This window comes from Streptomyces sp. NPDC041205 (assembly GCF_055591765.1).
This window is the reverse complement of the sequence record NZ_JBVIZH010000012.1, coordinates 23,668-41,587: the sequence shown is the minus strand read 5'-3', so window position 1 is coordinate 41,587 and position 17,920 is coordinate 23,668. Positions and strand designations below refer to the sequence as shown.

Annotated in this window: 16 protein-coding genes; 9 read left to right on the top strand and 7 right to left on the bottom strand. The window is 72.3% G+C overall.

Annotated features, from left to right (window positions below):
• The first annotated feature begins 83 nt into the window (after nt 1-83).
• From ACZ6BG_RS34785 to ACZ6BG_RS34760, 6 genes are all read left to right on the top strand, one after another.
• The gene (locus ACZ6BG_RS34785; RefSeq protein WP_469009116.1) at nt 84-2,738 is read left to right on the top strand and encodes a bifunctional SulP family inorganic anion transporter/carbonic anhydrase; all 2,655 of its coding nucleotides are present in this window, start codon (nt 84-86) and stop codon (nt 2,736-2,738) included.
• Nucleotides 2,693-4,693 carry an acetate--CoA ligase gene (acs, locus tag ACZ6BG_RS34780; protein WP_469009114.1) on the top strand — a complete coding sequence of 667 codons (2,001 nt, stop codon included), beginning with the start codon at nt 2,693-2,695 and terminating at the stop codon, nt 4,691-4,693. The genes ACZ6BG_RS34785 and acs overlap by 46 nt, the downstream gene beginning before the upstream one ends.
• 283 nt (nt 4,694-4,976) lie before the next feature.
• Nucleotides 4,977-6,374 carry a Na+/H+ antiporter NhaA gene (gene nhaA, locus ACZ6BG_RS34775; protein WP_469009111.1) on the top strand — a complete coding sequence of 466 codons (1,398 nt, stop codon included), beginning with the start codon at nt 4,977-4,979 and terminating at the stop codon, nt 6,372-6,374.
• 138 nt (nt 6,375-6,512) lie between these two features.
• Complete coding sequence (locus ACZ6BG_RS34770; RefSeq protein ID WP_468460251.1) at nt 6,513-7,010, top strand: phage holin family protein; 498 nt, start codon at nt 6,513-6,515, stop codon at nt 7,008-7,010.
• On the top strand, nt 7,007-7,957 hold the full coding sequence (locus ACZ6BG_RS34765) for an alpha/beta fold hydrolase (protein WP_469009109.1): 951 nt from the start codon (nt 7,007-7,009) through the stop codon (nt 7,955-7,957). Before ACZ6BG_RS34770 ends, ACZ6BG_RS34765 begins: the two co-directional genes overlap by 4 nt.
• A gap of 180 nt (nt 7,958-8,137) precedes the next feature.
• Nucleotides 8,138-8,344, top strand: coding sequence for a hypothetical protein (locus ACZ6BG_RS34760; protein ID WP_468460255.1), 207 nt, complete (start codon nt 8,138-8,140; stop codon nt 8,342-8,344).
• Between the two features lie 48 nt (nt 8,345-8,392).
• On the opposite strand, the gene ACZ6BG_RS34755 is transcribed toward ACZ6BG_RS34760, so the two are convergent.
• From ACZ6BG_RS34755 to nth, 3 genes are all read right to left on the bottom strand, one after another.
• A complete protein-coding gene (locus tag ACZ6BG_RS34755) occupies nt 8,393-9,595 on the bottom strand; it encodes a MarP family serine protease (protein WP_468460257.1) in 1,203 nt (400 codons plus the stop codon).
• Between the two features lie 123 nt (nt 9,596-9,718).
• Nucleotides 9,719-10,510, bottom strand: a complete 792-nt coding sequence (locus ACZ6BG_RS34750) for an NUDIX hydrolase (RefSeq protein ID WP_469009103.1) — start codon at nt 10,508-10,510, stop codon at nt 9,719-9,721.
• A 130-nt stretch (nt 10,511-10,640) separates the two neighbouring features.
• Nucleotides 10,641-11,621 carry an endonuclease III gene (nth, locus tag ACZ6BG_RS34745; protein WP_469009101.1) on the bottom strand — a complete coding sequence of 327 codons (981 nt, stop codon included), beginning with the start codon at nt 11,619-11,621 and terminating at the stop codon, nt 10,641-10,643.
• Nucleotides 11,622-12,292: 671 nt separating this feature from the next.
• On the opposite strand from nth, the gene ACZ6BG_RS34740 reads away from it, so the two are divergent.
• Nucleotides 12,293-12,967, top strand: coding sequence for a Crp/Fnr family transcriptional regulator (locus ACZ6BG_RS34740; protein WP_016642758.1), 675 nt, complete (start codon nt 12,293-12,295; stop codon nt 12,965-12,967).
• A 248-nt stretch (nt 12,968-13,215) separates the two neighbouring features.
• Nucleotides 13,216-14,046, top strand: coding sequence for a nucleotidyltransferase domain-containing protein (locus tag ACZ6BG_RS34735; RefSeq protein ID WP_469009099.1), 831 nt, complete (start codon nt 13,216-13,218; stop codon nt 14,044-14,046).
• A 135-nt stretch (nt 14,047-14,181) separates the two neighbouring features.
• Here ACZ6BG_RS34735 and ACZ6BG_RS34730 read toward each other — a convergent pair whose 3' ends face one another.
• The 4 genes from ACZ6BG_RS34730 to ACZ6BG_RS34715 form a co-directional block, all read right to left on the bottom strand.
• Nucleotides 14,182-15,012: an MBL fold metallo-hydrolase gene (locus ACZ6BG_RS34730; protein ID WP_469009095.1), complete on the bottom strand. Its 831-nt coding sequence runs from the start codon at nt 15,010-15,012 to the stop codon at nt 14,182-14,184.
• Between the two features lie 61 nt (nt 15,013-15,073).
• The gene (locus tag ACZ6BG_RS34725; RefSeq protein ID WP_469009093.1) at nt 15,074-15,958 is read right to left on the bottom strand and encodes an NUDIX hydrolase; all 885 of its coding nucleotides are present in this window, start codon (nt 15,956-15,958) and stop codon (nt 15,074-15,076) included.
• A gap of 190 nt (nt 15,959-16,148) precedes the next feature.
• Entirely contained in the window at nt 16,149-16,619 is a 471-nt protein-coding gene (locus ACZ6BG_RS34720; protein WP_469009092.1) for a RidA family protein, read from the bottom strand.
• Entirely contained in the window at nt 16,616-16,777 is a 162-nt protein-coding gene (locus ACZ6BG_RS34715) for a DUF4177 domain-containing protein (protein ID WP_003975360.1), read from the bottom strand. The genes ACZ6BG_RS34720 and ACZ6BG_RS34715 overlap by 4 nt, the downstream gene beginning before the upstream one ends.
• 96 nt (nt 16,778-16,873) lie before the next feature.
• Between ACZ6BG_RS34715 and bagA the strand changes: the two genes are divergently transcribed.
• Nucleotides 16,874-17,848: an ATPase BagA gene (gene bagA / locus ACZ6BG_RS34710; RefSeq protein WP_469009090.1), complete on the top strand. Its 975-nt coding sequence runs from the start codon at nt 16,874-16,876 to the stop codon at nt 17,846-17,848.
• The last annotated feature ends 72 nt before the right edge of the window (nt 17,849-17,920 follow it).

The window sequence follows — 17,920 nt, the reverse complement described above, 5'->3', positions numbered from 1 at the left end:
ACCCACGGCCGCGACCCGCCCTCCGGATTCCGCCGGAGGACCCCCTGTTCCGCGACCGCGCCGCCCCGGAGGAGACGGGAAACATGTCTGCCTGCGTCCCCACAAGCGCCGCCGACTCGGCGCACGGCCCCCGCCCCCAGCAGCCCCACGCGCCGCCACCGCGCAAGAAGTTCCGCGTCTCGGGCGCCGACGTGTCCGCATCCGTCGCCGTCTTCCTGATCGCCCTGCCGCTGTCCCTGGGAATCGCCCTCGCCACCGGCGCACCGCTCCAGGCGGGCCTCGTCGCCGCCGCCGTCGGCGGCCTCGTCGCAGGACGCTTCGGCGGCGCCCCCCTCCAGGTCAGCGGCCCCGCCGCCGGACTCACCGTCGTCACCGCCGACCTCATCCAGCGCTACGGCTGGCGGACGACCTGCGCCATCACCGTCCTCGCCGGACTCGCCCAGATCGGCCTCGGCTGCCTGCGCGTGGCCCGCACCGCGCTCGCGGTGAGCCCCGCCGTCGTACACGGCATGCTCGCCGGAATCGGCGTCACCATCGCCGCCGCCCAACTGCACATCGTGCTCGGCGGCACCCCCCAGAGCTCCGTGACCGCCAACCTCGGCGCACTGCCCGCCCAGTTGGCCGACCTGCACCCGGCCGCGCTGTCCGTGAGCGCGCTCACACTCGGCGTGCTGCTGCTGTGGCCCCGGATCCCCGGCCGCGTCGGACGCGCCGCACGGACCGTCCCCGCACCGCTCGTCGCCGTCACGGCGGCCACCGCGCTCTCCGGGCTCGCCACGCTGACCGTGGCCAAGGTCGACCTGCCCTCCTGGCGCACCCACGCCCTCGCCGGACTCCCCGAAGGCCCCGCGCTCGGCCTGGTCGCCGCCGTGCTCACGGTCACGCTGGTGTGCGGCGTCCAGTCGCTGCTCGGCGCGGTCGCCATCGACAAGCTCACCACCCGGCGCACCGGCACCCAGGAGCGGGTGGGCCGCTCCGACCTCGACCGCGAGCTGCGCGGCCAAGGCATGGCGAACGTGGTGTCCGGAGCGCTCGGCGGACTCCCCGTCGCGGGCGTCGCCGTGCGCAGCGTGGCGAATGTGCGCGCCGGTGCCGTCAGCAGGAACTCCACGATGCTGCACGGCGTTTGGCTAGTAGCGGCCGCCCTGCTGCTCGTGCCGGTCCTGGAGATGATCCCGCTCGCCTCCCTGGCCGCGCTCGTCATGGCCGTCGGCGCCCAGATGGTCAGCATCAACCACATCCGCACCGTCACCCGCCACCGCGAAGTGCTCGTCTACGCGGCCACCACCCTGGCCGTGGTGTTCCTCGGCGTCCTGGAAGGCGTGGCCATGGGCGTCGCCGTGGCGGTGGCCGTCGCCCTGCACCGCCTCGCCCGCACCCGGATCACCTGTGAGGAGGACTCGGACGGCGTTCACCACGTGCACGTGCGGGGACAGTTGACGTTCCTCGCGGTGCCCCGGCTCAGCCGCTGCCTGCACCACATCCCCCAGCGAGCCCACGCCGTCGTGGAGCTGGACGGCTCCTTCATGGACCACGCGGCGTACGAGACCCTGCACAGCTGGCTCGACGCGCACGCCGCGCAGGGCGGGGGCGCCGAGGTCACCGGCCGCGGCGGCCAGCGCATCACGGAGCCCGCCGCCACCGCCCACTGCGGCTGCCGCCCCTGGACGCCCTGGCGCAACCACCAGTGCGACACCCCGCAGGAGCCCCCGCGCACCGACCGCCCCGAACAGCACCAACTGGCCAAGGGAATCAGCGCGTTCCAGCAGAACACGGCGCCGCGTGTGCGGGGTGAGCTGGCCCGCCTCGCGCGCGAGGGACAGCGGCCCGTGCAGCTCTTCCTGACGTGCGCCGACTCCCGCGTCGTCACATCGATGATCACGTCGAGCGGCCCCGGCGACCTCTTCGTCGTCCGCAACGTCGGCAACCTGGTGCCGCTGCCCGGCGCCGAGAGCGGCGACGACTCGGTGGCCGCCGCGATCGAGTACGCGGTGGACGTGCTGAAGGTCAAGTCCATCACCGTGTGCGGGCATTCGGGCTGCGGCGCCATGCAGGCGCTGCTCAACACGCCACCGACCGGGGCGCAGACACCGCTCAAGCGCTGGCTGCGGCACGGCCTGCCGAGCCTGGAGCGGATGGCCGAGCAGACCGCGGAGGCGGCCGAGCAGGGCCTCGGGACAGCGGTCGACAAGCCCCTTGGGACGGCGACGGACCGCACCCTTGGGACCGCGACGGACCGCGCCCTCGGGACGGCTGCGGACCAAACCCTCGTGGCCGCGGCCGAGCAAGACCTCGGGGCGGCCGGACAGACCCCCGGCTCGGCGGCGGCGGGGACCCCGCGCGGCATGCCCCGTCTCGCGGGCCGCGCCCCCGCCGACGCCGTCGAGCAGCTCTGCCTCACCAACATCGTCCAGCAGTTGGAGCACCTGCGGGCTCACGAAGCGGTCGCAAGGCGGCTCGCCGAAGGGGACCTGGAACTGCACGGGATGTACTTCCACGTGGGCGAGGCACAGGCATATCTGCTGGCCGAAGGCACGGCGGGAGCGGAGGAAGGGCGGGAAGCGGGTGCGACGGCGCGCGCGGGACAGGCACCTGACGAGGTGTTCAGCCAGGTGCCCCCCCGCCCATCCGGTAGAGGTCTAAACCAATTTCCGGCAAGCCCTTGTCACCGAGGTCGAGTGTCTGATGAGCTGTGGGCTGGGACACAACGGACACCCTGGGAAAGGGAGATGTCGTGAGCAACGAAAGCCTGGCCAACCTGCTCAAGGAGGACCGCAGGTTCGCGCCACCGGCCGAGCTGGCGGCGCACGCCAACGTCAAGGCGGAGGCGTATGAACAGGCCAAGGCTGACAGGCTCGGCTTCTGGGCCGAGCAGGCCCGCCGGCTGACCTGGGCCACCGAACCGACCGAGACGCTCGACTGGTCGAACCCGCCGTTCGCGAAGTGGTTCGCCGACGGCAAGCTCAACGTCGCGTACAACTGCGTCGACCGCCACGTCGAAGCGGGCAACGGCGACCGCGTGGCCATCCACTTCGAGGGTGAGCCCGGCGACAGCCGGGCCATCACCTACGCCGAGCTGAAGGACGAGGTCAGCCGCGCGGCCAACGCCCTGACCGAGCTGGGCATCACCGCGGGCGACCGGGTCGCGGTCTATCTGCCGATGATCCCCGAGGCGGTCGTGGCGATGCTGGCGTGCGCCCGCATCGGCGCCGCGCACTCGGTGGTGTTCGGCGGCTTCTCCGCGGACGCGATCGCGGCGCGCATCAAGGACGCCGACGCCAAGCTCGTCATCACCGCCGACGGCGGCTACCGCCGGGGCAAGCCGTCCGCGCTCAAGCCCGCGGTCGACGAGGCCGTCGGCCGCGTGGAGGGCGTCGAGAAGGTGCTCGTCGTCCAGCGCACCAAGCAGGACGTGGCGTGGACCGAGGGCCGCGACCTGTGGTGGCACGACGTCGTCGGCAAGCAGTCGCCGGAGCACACGCCCGAGGCGTTCGAGGCCGAGCAGCCGCTGTTCATCCTCTACACCTCCGGGACGACGGGGAAGCCCAAGGGCATCCTGCACACGTCCGGCGGCTATCTGACGCAGGCGTCGTACACCCACCACGCCGTCTTCGACCTCAAGCCGGAGACCGACGTCTACTGGTGCACGGCCGACATCGGCTGGGTCACCGGACACTCGTACATCACCTACGGCCCGCTCTCGAACGGCGCGACCCAGGTGATCTACGAGGGCACGCCGGACACCCCGCACCAGGGCCGGTTCTGGGAGATCGTGCAGAAGTACGGGGTCACGATCCTGTACACGGCGCCGACGGCGATCCGTACGTTCATGAAGTGGGGCGACGACATCCCCGCCAAGTTCGACCTGAGCAGCCTGCGGGTGCTCGGGTCGGTGGGCGAGCCGATCAACCCCGAGGCGTGGATCTGGTACCGCAAGCACATCGGCGCCGACAGCTGCCCGATCGTGGACACGTGGTGGCAGACCGAGACCGGCGCCATGATGATCTCCCCGCTGCCCGGCGTGACCGAGACCAAGCCGGGCTCCGCGCAGCGTGCGCTGCCCGGGATCGCGGCGACCGTCGTGGACGACGAGGCGAACGAGGTGCCGAACGGCGGCGGTGGCTATCTGGTGCTCACCGAGCCGTGGCCGTCGATGCTGCGCACCATCTGGGGTGACGACCAGCGGTTCATCGACACGTACTGGTCGCGCTTCGAGGGCAAGTACTTCGCCGGGGACGGCGCGAAGAAGGACGACGACGGGGACATCTGGCTGCTCGGCCGGGTGGACGACGTGATGCTCGTCTCCGGGCACAACATCTCCACCACCGAGGTCGAGTCGGCGCTCGTGTCGCACCCGTCCGTCGCGGAGGCCGCCGTCGTCGGTGCCGCCGACGAGACGACGGGCCAGGCCATCGTCGCCTTCGTGATCCTGCGGGGCACGGCGGACGCGGACGACGCGGAGCTGGTGGGCCGGCTGCGCAACCACGTGGGGACGACGCTCGGCCCCATCGCCAAGCCCAAGCGGATCCTGCCCGTGGCCGAGCTGCCGAAGACGCGGTCCGGGAAGATCATGCGGCGCCTCCTTCGGGACGTCGCGGAGAACCGTCAGCTCGGTGACGTGACCACGCTCACGGACTCGTCCGTGATGGACCTGATCCAGTCCAAGCTGCCGGCTGCGCCGAGCGAGGACTGAGTCCAGGGGCGCGCTCCCCCGAGCCGCCGCCGATCGGCCTTCGGCCTCGTCCGCAACCGCCGGACGGGCTGAAAGTCCCCCGCGCGGCCCCCTGAAAGGCACCCGGCGCCACCCGCGCCGGGTGCCTCTTTTGTGCTTAAAGTGATTTTCGCCGGATGAGTCCTGGCGCACGGTTAGGTAAGCTAAGGATCAACGTCAACAACGCGACAAGAAACGCCTAGGTGCGCCGGGAAGTCTGGTCGGCATGTGCTCAGCCCTGCCTACCGACCGGAGGTCGACTCCCGTGGCCGCGCCCACCAGCAGCAACCGCAAAGTACTCGGACGCCTCTCCCTGCCCGAGCGGAACTTCGTCGCGGAGGCGCTGCGCACCGAGACCGTCGGTGGTGTACTCCTGCTCATCGCCGCCATCGCGGCCCTGATCTGGGCGAACACCCCGATCAAGGAGAGCTACGAGAGCGTCAGGGACTTCCACCTCGGACCCGCTTCGCTCGGCCTCGACCTGTCGATACAGCACTGGGCGGCCGACGGGCTGCTCGCCGTCTTCTTCTTCGTCGCCGGGATCGAGCTCAAGCGTGAGCTGGTCGCCGGCGACCTGCGGGAGCCCAAGGCCGCCGCCCTGCCCGTGATCGCCGCGATCTGCGGCATGGCCGTGCCCGCCCTGGTCTACACGCTGGTGAACGTCATCGGCGGCGGCGCCACGGACGGCTGGGCCGTGCCGACCGCGACCGACATCGCCTTCGCGCTCGCCGTCCTCGCGGTCATCGGCACCTCGCTGCCGTCGGCACTGCGGGCCTTCCTGCTGACCCTCGCCGTCGTCGACGACCTCTTCGCGATCATGATCATCGCGATCTTCTTCACCAGCGACCTGAACTTCGCCGCGCTCGGCGGCGCGCTCCTCGGCCTCGCCGTCTTCTGGCTGCTGCTCCGCAAGGGCGTGCGCGGCTGGTACATCTACGTTCCGCTGGCCCTGGTCGTCTGGGGCCTGATGTACAACAGCGGCGTCCACGCCACCATCGCCGGTGTCGCCATGGGCCTGATGCTGCGCTGCCACAAGGAGGAGGGCGAGCGGCACTCCCCCGGTGAGCACATCGAGCATCTGGTGCGCCCCCTCTCGGCGGGGCTCGCCGTGCCGCTGTTCGCGCTGTTCAGCGCCGGTGTCGCCGTCTCCGGCGGGGCGCTCGGCGATGTCTTCACCAAGCCGGAGACCCTCGGTGTGGTGCTCGGCCTCGTCGTCGGCAAGGCCGTCGGCATCTTCGGCGGCACCTGGCTCGCGGCCCGCTTCACCAAGGCCGAACTGAACGAGGACCTGGCCTGGCCGGATGTGTTCGCGGTGGCCTCGCTCGCCGGGATCGGCTTCACTGTCTCGCTGCTCATCGGGGAACTCGCCTTCAGCGAGGACCCGTTGCTCACCGACGAGATCAAGGCCGCCGTACTGATCGGCTCCCTGATAGCGGCCGTGGTCTCCGGAGTCCTGCTGAAGGTCCGCAACCGCAAGTACCGCAAGCTGTGGGAGGACGAGGAGCGCGACGACGACCTCGACGGCATCCCCGACATCTACGAACAGGACAATCCGGACTACCACCTGCGGATGGCGGAGATCTACGACAAGAAGGCCGCCGAGCACCGCAGACTTGCTCAACTGTCAGCCGGATCGAGCGACAGCAGCGATGGTCCGGCATGATCTGATCTGACCAGAACTTACGCGCGGACAGCCGCGAGGGCCGTCCGCCCGGACCTGTCCGCGCGGACCGACCGCCCAGGCCGACCCCGCGGACAGGTCCGCAGGCAGAGAAGAAGTCAGAGAAATGAGGAGCAAGCGATGAGCGCACCCGACGGTCCCGTCGGCACCGAACGCAGCCTCGGCCAGCTCGTCTCCGCGGCGAGCAAAGAGATGTCGGAGCTGGTGCACGATGAGATCGCGCTGGTCAAGGCCCAGCTGACGCAGGACGTCAAGCGCGGTGCGATCGGCAGTGCCGCGTTCATCGCGGCCACCGCCGTCCTCATCTTCTCGCTGCCGATGCTGAGCTTCGCCCTGGCCTACGGCATCCGCACCTGGAGCGGCTGGAACATGGCCATCTGCTTCGTGCTTTCGTTCGCGGCGAATGTCCTGGTGGCCGGACTTCTCGCGTGGATCGGCGTGATCTACGCGAAGAAGGCCGCGAAGGGCAAGGGCCCCCAGAAGGCCGCTGCCGCCGCCAAGGAGACCGCCGCCGTCCTGAGCAACGTCAAGCCGCATCCGCGCGCCGTGGCCCCTGCGGGCGCCCTTGAGCTGGAGGCCGGTGAGCGGGCCGACGCTGTGGCACGCTCGACTACATGACGGACCAAGGCCCACCCTCGGACAGGACCACCGCCGCGCCCCCCTCGACCGTACGGATCGAGGGCCCCTGGACGCACCGGGACGTCGCCGCGAACGGCGCCCGCTTCCACATCGCGGAGGCCGGTGAGGGCCCGCTGGTGCTGCTCCTGCACGGCTTCCCGCAGTTCTGGTGGGCCTGGCGGCACCAGCTCGTCGCACTCGCCGACGCGGGCTTCCGCGCGGTGGCGATGGACCTGCGCGGGGTCGGCGGCAGCGACCGCACCCCGCGCGGCTACGACCCCGCGAACCTCGCCCTGGACATCACGGGTGTCGTACGGTCCCTCGGCGAGCCCGACGCCGCGCTCGTCGGGCACGACCTGGGCGGCTACCTCGCGTGGACGGCTGCCGTGATGCGGCCCAAGCTGGTGCGCCGCCTCGCCGTCTCCTCGATGCCGCACCCGCGGCGCTGGCGCGCGGCGATGCTGCGGGACCACAAGCAGACGGCGGCCGGGTCGTACGTGTGGGGCTTCCAGCGGCCGTGGCTGCCGGAGCGTCAGCTGGTCGCGGACGACGGGGCCCTGGTGGGGCGCCTGGTGCGGGACTGGTCGGGGCCGAGCCTGCCGGACGACGAGGCCGTGGAGACGTACCGCCGTGCCATGTGCATCCCCTCGACGGCGCACTGCTCGATCGAGCCGTACCGCTGGATGGTGCGCTCCCTCGCCCGGCCCGACGGGATCCAGTTCAACCGGCGCATGAAGCGGCCGGTGCGGGTGCCGACGCTGCATCTGCACGGCTCCCTCGACCCGGTGATGCGCACCCGCAGCGCGGCGGGATCCGGCGAGTACGTCGAAGCGCCCTACCGCTGGCGGCTGTTCGACGGCCTCGGGCACTTCCCGCACGAGGAGGACCCGGTGGCGTTCTCCAACGAGTTGGTGTCCTGGCTCAAGGATCCCGAGCCTGACCGGTAGGACGAGCGTCACGGCCGGACCGGTGGAGCGGTCGTCACCGCCGGACGAGTAGAACGTTCGTCACGGTTCGTCACCCCCGCAGGGAACTACTGTCCTACGAACGCCAATTGCCCGCCGCATAGGCCAATTGAGGCCCTTGGGCGCGGTTACCGACCTTGAGGCAGGGGCACACGTCCGGGTATGGGCTGGACGCACGACTACAGTGACGTAGCACGCAAGCGCCGGACGGCCACCGTGGTGAACGGCCACGAGAGGGGCGGCCCGCACGATCCGGGACACTCCGGAGACGCGGCTGACGCGGCTTCCGCCGAGGCCATCGGCATCCCCCGCATTCTGCGCCGCCGGGCCCGCTGGATGTCCGCGCGGCTGCGGCACACCCGCGACTGACCCGCACCCGCACCCACCCCCGCGCGGCGGCTCCCCCCAGGGGCGCGCCTAGAGCGCGCACCCTTGACTGTCGACCTCCTGGTTGGCGGTGCGGCCGCGCTCGATGTCCTCGCGCACCTCGTCCACGGTCAGGGCGTATCCGGTGTCCGGGTCGTCGAGCGACTTGGCGAACACCACGCCGTAGACCTTGCCGTCCGGGGTGAGCAGCGGGCCGCCGGAGTTGCCCTGGCGGACCGTGGCGTACAGCGAGTACACATCGCGGCGGACCGTGCCCCGGTGGTAGATGTCGGGGCCCTTGGCCGTGATGCGGCCGCGCACGCGCGCGGAGCGGACGTCGTAGGGGCCGTCCTCGGGGAAGCCCGCCACGATCGCGCTGTCGCCGCTCTGGGCGTCGCGCGAGGTGAACTGCAGCGGCGGGGCTGGCAGGGTCGGCACGTCGAGGACGGCGATGTCGCGCTCCCAGTCGTAGAGCACGACCTTGGCGTCGTACTTCTCGGCCTCGCCCCCTATCTGCACCTTGGGCTCGTCGACGCCGCCGACCACGTGGGCGTTCGTCATCACGCGGCGCGGGGCGAACACGAAGCCGGTGCCTTCGAGGGCCTTGCCGCAGCTGTGCGCGTCACCGCTGATCTTCACGATGGAGCGCTTGGCGTCGGCTGCGACCTTGCTGCCCACCAGCTTGGGGTCCGGAGGCTGGACGTCCTTGATGGGCTCGTTCGAGAACGGGCTGAAGACCTGCGGGAAGCCGTTCTGCGCGAGGACGGAGGAGAAGTCCGCGAACCAGGTGTCGGCCTGGTTGGGCAGCGTGCGGGAGACGCCGTGCAGCACCGTGGAGTTGCGCACCTCCTTGCCGAGCGTCGGCAGCGTGGTGCCCGCGAGGGCGGAGCCGATCAGCCAGGCGACGAGCAGCATCGCGACGACGTTGACCAGCGCGCCGCCGGTGGCGTCCAGGGCTCTGGCGGGCTGCCAGGTGATGTACCGGCGCAGCTTGTTGCCCAAATGCGTGGTGAAGGCCTGACCGACGGAGGCGCAGACGATGACGACGACCACGGCGACGACGGCCGCGGTCGTGCTGACCCTCGCCCCCTCGTCGGTGAAGGCGTCCCAGATGACCGGCAGCAGATACACCGCGATGAGACCGCCGCCGAGGAAGCCGATCACCGAGAGGATGCCGACGACGAAACCCTGGCGGTAGCCGACGATCGCGAACCACACGGCGGCGAGCAGCAGCAGGATGTCCAGCACGTTCACGGAATTCAGTCCTCGCCTCGCATCATTCCCCGCCTCGCCTCGCGGTCTTCGCGCGTCACTGTCCTCGCGCCCGCCCCGTGGGCGGTACGCACGGCTCCGGTCGGCCCGGTCCCCGCAACCTTGTCATGAGCCCCAGTCGAGCGGGACTTGACGGTCCCTGTCCCAGGGGCGCTCCCAGCCCGCGTAGTGCAGCAGTCTGTCGATGAGACCGGCCGTGAAACCCCAGACCAGGGCGGACTCGACGAGGAACGCCGGGCCGCTGTGGCCGCTCGGGTGGACCGTCGTCGCGCGGTTCGCCGGGTCCGTGAGATCGGACACGGGGACCGTGAACACCCGGGCCGTCTCGGCCGGGTCCACGACGCCGACGGGGCTCGGCGCGCGCCACCAGCCGAGCACCGGCGTCACGACGAAGTCACTCACCGGGATGAACAGGCTCGGCAGCACACCGAAGAGCTGCACGCCGCCCGGGTCGAGGCCGGTCTCCTCCTCGGCCTCGCGCAGCGCGGCCCGCAGCGGGCCCGCCACGTGCGGGTCGCCGTCCTCCGGGTCGAGGGCGCCGCCGGGGAACGACGGCTGGCCCGCGTGCGAGCGCAACGAGCTGGCCCGCTCCATGAGCAGCAGCTCCGGGCCCTGCTCGCCCTCGCCGAAGAGGATGAGGACGGCGGACTGGCGGCCCGCGCCGTTCGCCGGCGGCAGGAAGCGGCTGAGCTGGTCGGGGCGGACGCTCTCGACGGCGCGCAGCACGGGGGTCAGCCACTCGGGCAGGCCGTCGGCGGAGAGCAGGCCCTGGGCGGTGAGGGCGTGGTGGTCGCCCCGGCGCGCGGGGTCGGTCGCGGGGGCCGGGGCGTCGCGGCGCGCGGGGTCGGTCGCGGAGCCTTGGGGGTGCGCCGGGTCCTGGTCCTGGCCGTCGCTCATGTCCGTCTCGCCTGTGTGCGTATCGCTCGCGTGCGTCATCGGCACCCCCGTCCGTCTCTGCACAACGCCTGTCGTCCCGCTGATGGTTCCTCGTCCCGGAGGCCGCCCGGGTCCGCTCCCGGCCCCCGGGTCACCCGGCGGCGCCCAGGGGCGGGGCCGCCTTGCCCGGATAACCCGGCGGGGGGTTGAGCCGCTGGCCGGGCATGCCCCCCATCTCGTACTTCAGGAGCTTTCTGGCCTTGTCGGGGTCCGTCTCGCCCTCTCCGTACGACGGGCAGAGGGGGGCGATCGGGCAGGCGCCGCAGGCGGGCTTGCGGGCGTGGCAGATGCGGCGGCCGTGGAAGATCACGCGGTGCGAGAGCATCGTCCAGTCGCTCTTCGGGAACAGCCCGCCGACGACGGCCTCGACCTTGTCCGGGTCGGTCTCCTCGGTCCACTTCCAGCGGCGCACCAGGCGGCCGAAGTGCGTGTCCACGGTGATGCCAGGGACACCGAAGGCGTTGCCGAGCACGACGAAGGCGGTCTTGCGGCCCACGCCCGGCAGCTTGACCAGGTCGTCGAGGCGACCGGGGACCTCGCCGCCGAAGTCGTCGCGCAGCGCCGCCGACAGGCCCATGATCGACCGCGTCTTGGCGCGGAAGAAGCCGGTCGGGCGGATCAGCTCCTCGACCTCCTCGGGGTTGGCCGCGGCCAGGTCCTCGGGTGTCGGATAGCGGGCGAAGAGGGCGGGGGTCGTCTGGTTCACCCGCAGGTCCGTCGTCTGGGCCGACAGGACGGTGGCGACCAGGAGCTGGAAGGGGTTCTCGAAGTCCAGCTCCGGGTGGGCGTACGGATACACGTCGGCCAGCTCGCGGTTGATCCGCCGGGCCTGCCGCACGAGGGCGGTGTGGGATTGCGGGGGTTTGGGCTTTTTGAGGGGGGTGGTGGCCTTCGCGGTCTTGGCGGGAGCCGCCTTCTTGGCGGGAGCCGTGCCCTTGGTGGGAGCCGCCTTCTTGGCCGAGGCCGCCGTCTTCGCCCTCTTCGGCGCCGCGCCCGCCGCAGCCCTGGTCGTCCCCTCCGGCACCGCCCCGCCTCCGTCCCTGGAGCCTTCTGACACACCTCGTTTCGCCATGGCGCCAGCGTACGGGCCGTCACTGACACGGACGGGGGAGATGCGCAGTTGTCACGCGCCGGAGATCGTCCGGCGAGCCGGAACGCACCGCCACGGGCGCCCCGACCGGCGCCACACCCCCGCCCCACCACGCCCCATTGGCGGAAAGTCGACGCACACGGCCGAGCGCACCGAGGAGCACGCTCCGGCACGCACTCCGACACCACACCCGGCGCGCCCCCCGATCCACCCCCGATCCACCCCCGGCGCACCCTCGCCCCACCCCCCGACACACCTCGGCCCACCCCTCGCCCCACCCCTCGGCTCCCCCACCCCGACCTCCACCCCGCCCCCCCCAACACGCCGAAAAGACCTCACCCACACCCCACCCAACGCCCGATTTGTCCGGTTCCTCGGGGTAACGTAAGCGTGTTCGCCCACAGCAGAATCACCGGAGGTGCCCGTGACCGCTGCCGCCGTGGCCTGTGCTCTCACGGGCCAGGGAGCAGGTGTCCGACCCACGTCCGGACGTCCGTATCCGTCGCCGGTCCCCCGGATCGGCCCCCAATTGGCCCCCTTCCGCATTGCCCCCGTCACAAGTGCGGCAGACTTGAGTGACTGATCACACTGTTTGAACCGTCCGGCAAACTGGGGGCACCGTCCCCTGATGCAGGTCGACAAGGAGAGAACTCGTGGACGACGTTCTGCGGCGCGCCCCGCTCTTCGCGGCGCTCGATGACGAGCAGGCCGCGGAGCTCCGCGCCTCCATGAGTGAGGTGACGCTCGCGCGCGGGGACGCGCTTTTCCATGAGGGCGACCCCGGAGACCGCCTGTACGTGGTCACCGAGGGCAAGGTGAAGCTCCACCGCACCTCCCCGGACGGCCGCGAGAACATGCTCGCGGTGCTCGGCCCCGGCGAGCTGATCGGTGAGCTGTCGCTCTTCGACCCGGGCCCGCGCACGGCCACGGCCTCCGCCCTCACCGAGGTCAAGCTGCTCGGCCTCGGCCACGGCGACCTCCAGCCCTGGCTGAACGCCCGCCCGGAGGTGGCCGCCGCCCTGCTGCGCGCCGTCGCCCGGCGCCTGCGCAAGACCAACGACCAGATGTCGGACCTGGTGTTCTCCGACGTCCCCGGCCGCGTGGCCCGCGCCCTGCTCGACCTGTCCCGCCGCTTCGGCGTGCAGTCCGAGGAAGGCATCCACGTGGTGCACGACCTCACGCAGGAAGAGCTGGCCCAGCTGGTCGGCGCCTCCCGCGAGACGGTCAACAAGGCCCTCGCGGACTTCGCGGGCCGCGGCTGGCTGCGCCTGGAGGCCCGCGCGGTGATCCTGCTCGACGTGGAGCGCCTGGCCAAGCGGTCCCGCTGACGCCGGCCTTCCGCGCCCTTCGTACCTTCCGGGCCTCCCGCGCTTCCCGCGCGGAGCCCGGTGCTTCGTACGCGATCGGGGCCGTCCCTGGAGTCAGGGGCGGCCCCGCCGTCGTATGCCCGCGGAGCCGACCCGGCCCCCGCGGAGACGTCCCGGCGCCCCTCGATCACACGTGTGCCCCGCGCCACCAGTCGACTTCAGGGCGGAATTTGCGTGCTCCGGGGCGCGGCACGCTGCACAGTGGGCCCATGGGCACCGTCGGTCGGGGACTGGACAGTCAGGGCTACATCGAGCGTGAGGGCTCGCTGGGGCGGGTGGGCGACGCCTTCCGGCCCGTCGTCGCCGCCGCGCGCGACCGCGTCGCGGAGACCTTCGGCAAGCGCCTCGACAGCGCCTACCTGTACGGCTCCGTGCCCCGCGGCGCCGCCCGCGCGGGCCGCTCCGACCTCGACCTGCTGCTCGTCCTGCGCGAGGAGCCGGCCCCGGACGACCGCGCCGACGCGGACGCCGTCGCCACCGCCGTGGACAAGGAGTTCGCCGAGGTCGACGGCGTGGGCATCCTGCTCTCGAGCCGCGCGGCCGTCCTGAGCGAGCTGGAGACGTACGACCTCGGCTGGTTCGTGGCCTGCCTCTGCACGCCCCTGCTCGGCGAGGACCTGGCCGAATTCCTGCCCCGCTACCGGCCCGACAGCCTCCTCGCCCGCGAGACCAACGGCGACCTCGCCCTGTTCCTGCCCCGCTGGCGCGCCCAGGCCGCCGCCGCCGACCCTGACGAACTGCGCGCCCTGGTCCGCCGCGCCTCCCGCCACCTCGTCCGCACCGGCTTCACGCTCGTCATGCCGCGCTGGGGCGGCTGGACCAGCGACCTCACGGAGATGGCGGCGGCGTTCGCGCGCCACTACCCCCAGTGGGCCGACCCGATGCGGGCGGCGGCCGCCATGGCACTCGAACCGACCGCCGACGCCGCCGCGCTGCGGGAGTACACCGACGTGATCGGGCCGTGGCTGGCCGCGGAGTACACGGCGGTGCACGGAGTGAAGACCCCGCGCCCGGATCAGGGCGAGCCCGGGGCGCACTAGAGAGTCCTCCGGCGCTCCCGTCGGGTCCGCGCGCAGGACCTGAACCCATGCGACCCCGCGCCGAACCGCTGGACACCCCCTGTCCGATGGGAGTCCGCGCCGCCCCGCCGACCAGGCCTTGGATGCACCCAGGCCCTAGATGAGCCCGTGCTCCCGCAAGTAGTCCAGCTGCGCCCGCACCGACAGCTCCGCCGCGGGCCACAGCGAGCGGTCCACGTCCGCGTACACGTGCGCCACGACGTCGCCCGGCGCCACGTACCCGCTCTCGACCGCCGTCTCCACCTGGGCCAGGCGGTGCGCCCGGTGCGCCAGATAGAACTCGACCGCGCCCTGGGCGTCCTCAAGGACCGGGCCGTGGCCCGGAAGGACCGTGTGCACGCCGTCGTCGACCGTGAGGGAGCGCAGCCGCCGCAGCGAGTCCAGGTAGTCGCCGAGGCGGCCGTCGGGGTGGGCGACGACCGTGGTGCCGCGGCCGAGGACCGTGTCGCCCGTCAGGACCGCCTGGTCGGCGGGCAGATGGAAGCAGAGGGAGTCGGCCGTGTGTCCGGGCGTCGGTACGACGCGCAGTTCGAGGCCGCCCGTCGTGATCACGTCGCCCGCCGCGAGGCCCTCGTCGCCGAGGCGCAGCGCCGGGTCCAGGGCGCGGACCTTGGTGCCGGTCAGCTCCGCGAAGCGCGCGGCGCCCTCGGCGTGGTCGGGGTGGCCGTGCGTGAGCAGGGTGAGCCCGACCCGCGTGCCCTGCTTCTCGGCCGTCGCGATCACGTGGGCGAGGTGTGCCTCGTCGAGCGGGCCCGGGTCGATGACGACCGCGAGGCCGGAGCCCGGCTCCGCGACGATCCAGGTGTTGGTGCCGTCCAGGGTCATCGCGGACGGGTTGGGCGCGAGGACGTTGACGGCGCGGTCGGTGGCGGGGCCGCTGAGTACGCCGCCGCGGGGCTGGCCGGGGAGGGCGGCTGCTTCGGTCATGCGGGGGTGACTCCCGTCGGGTCCGGGTGGGTGCGGTGCCGTGCGGCGGCGGCCGGTCGCCTCATGCCGCGCCACCCGCCGGGATGTGCTTGGTGAACTCGTCGTGGCCCGGCCAGGACAGGATCAGCTCGCCGTCCTCCAGGCGGGCCCGGGCCAGGACCGGGGTCAGGTCGCGGGAATCGGCGGAGGCCAGGGCGTCGGCGGCCGTGGCGGAGCCGTCGAGCTGGCGCAGCGTGGAGATGGTCGGCGGCATCATCAGGAGTTCGCCGCGGTCGTAGCGCTCGGCGGCCTGCCGAGGGCGGATCCAGACGGTGCGGTCCGCCTCCGTGGAGACGTCGCGGGTGCGCTGACCCGCCGGGAGGACGGCGACGAAGAAGAACGTGTCGTAGCGGCGCGGTTCGAACTCCGGGGTGATCCAGCGGGCCCACGCGCCGAGCAGATCGCTGCGCAGGACCAGGCCGCGGCGGTCCAGGAACTCGGCGAAGGACAGCTCACGGGCGACCAGGGCGACGCGGTCCGCCTCCCAGTCGTCGCCGGTGGTGTCGTCGATGACGCTGTCCGGGGTCGGCCCGGCGAGCAGGACGCCCGCCTCCTCGTACGTCTCGCGGACGGCCGCGCACACGATGGCCTGGGCCGCCGCCTCGTCCACGCCCAGGCGGGCCGCCCACGCGGCGCGCGGCGGGCCCGCCCAGCGGACGTGGTGGTCGTCGTCGCGGGGGTCGACGCCGCCGCCGGGGTAGGCGTAGGCGCCGCCCGCGAAGGCCATCGAGGCGCTTCTGCGCAGCATGTGCACTTCGGGGCCCGCGTCGGCGGCCCCGGGTTCCGCGGTGTCCCGCAGGAGCATGACCGTGGCCGCCTGGCGGGGTGGGGCGGGGGTCAGTTCGCCTGCCGCGAGGGCGCGGACGCGGTCGGGCCACTCCGGTGGGTACCACTGCCCATTTGCCATGGGCGGAGGCTATCCGGTGTGGTGCGGATGTTCGAGGGGCCTCTTGTACGCCGAGGGGACGCGGCCGTTGTACGGGGGCGTGGTGGGCCCTTGGACGGAACGGCACCGTGGGACGGGGCTGTGCCCGATCCGGCACGGGGGGGGGAGCCGGGCAGCCGTGCGAAGCCGGGCCGCCCGTCCCCCGCGACCCCTACTGCGGCAGCAGCTCCACCTGGATCTCGACCTCGACCGGCGCGTCCAGCGGAAGCACCGCCACGCCCACCGCGCTGCGGGCGTGGACGCCCTTGTCGCCGAGGACCTCGCCGAGGAGTTCGCTGGCGCCGTTGAGGACGGTGGGCTGGCCGGTGAAGTCGGGGGCCGAGGCGACGAAGCCGGTGACCTTCACGACGCGCGCGACGCGGTCCAGCTCGCCCGCGACCGACTTGACCGCGGCCAGCGCGTTCAGGGCGCAGGTGCGGGCCAGATCCTTGGCCTCCTCCGGCGTGACCTCCGCGCCGACCTTGCCGGTGACCGGCAGCTTGCCGTCCACCATCGGCAGCTGGCCGGCCGTGTACACGTACACGCCCGACTGGATCGCGGGCCGGTACGCCGCGAGCGGCGGGACGACGCCGGGCAGGGTCAGACCCAGCTCGGCGATCCGGGCCTCGACCACGCCGCTCATGCCTGCTTCTCCCGCTTCAGGTAGGCCACCAGCTGCTCGGGGTTGTTCGGCCCGGGCACGACCTGGACGAGCTCCCAGCCGTCCTCGCCCCAGGTGTCCAGAATCTGCTTCGTGGCATGGACGAGCAGCGGCACGGTTGCGTATTCCCACTTGGTCATACGGCGACTGTAATGCCTGGCACCGGGGGCCTCACGAACACCTGACGTCCCGGGCCTCATGCGTAGCCCGCCGGGCGACTGGTTAGGCTCGAATACGTGAGCAGGCTCCAGGTCGTCAGCGGCAAGGGCGGTACCGGCAAGACCACGGTGGCCGCGGCCCTCGCGCTCGCCCTCGCGACGGAGGGCAAACGCACCCTCCTCGTGGAGGTCGAGGGCAGACAGGGCATCGCGCAGCTCTTCGAGACAGAGGCGCTGCCCTACGAGGAGCGGAAGATCGCCGTCGCTCCGGGGGGCGGGGAGGTGTACGCCCTCGCCATCGACCCCGAACTGGCCCTTCTGGACTACCTCCAGATGTTCTACAAACTGGGCAGCGCGGGCCGCGCCCTGAAGAAGCTCGGCGCCGTCGACTTCGCGACCACCATCGCGCCCGGTCTGCGCGACGTCCTGCTGACCGGCAAGGCCTGCGAGGCGGTCCGCCGCAAGGACAAGCGGGGCCGGTACGCGTACGACTGCGTGATCATGGACGCCCCGCCGACCGGCCGCATCACCCGCTTCCTCAATGTGAACGACGAGGTGGCGGGGCTCGCGAAGATCGGGCCGATACACAATCAGGCGCAGGCCGTCATGCGGGTCCTCAAGTCGCCCGAGACGAACGTGCACTTGGTGACGCTCCTGGAGGAGATGCCCGTCCAGGAGACCGTGGACGGCATCGCCGAGCTGCGCGCCGCCGGGCTGCCGGTGGGCCGCGTCCTCGTGAACATGGTGCGTCCGGCCCTCCTCGACGAGGCGGAGCTCGAGCTCGGCCTGGAGCGCACGCCCCGTACGGCCATCGCCAAGACCCTGGCGGCCGCGGGGCTCGGCGGGGCCCGCGGCGCCGCGGGACGGCTGGTGGACCCGCTCCTCGCCCAGGCCGCCGAGTACGCCGAGCGGTACGCCCTGGAGGGCGCCCAGCGGGCCGTGCTCGGCGAGCACGGCCTGCCCCTGCACGAACTGCCCCTGCTGGCCGACGGGTTGGACCTCGCGGGCCTGTACGAGCTGGCCGGGGAGCTGCGCGACCAGGGCATCTCGTGAGCGCGCCGGGGACACCCGGCGCGGCCCGGCGACGCCCGTCGGCACCACACCACCCACCACGCGAAGACCAGG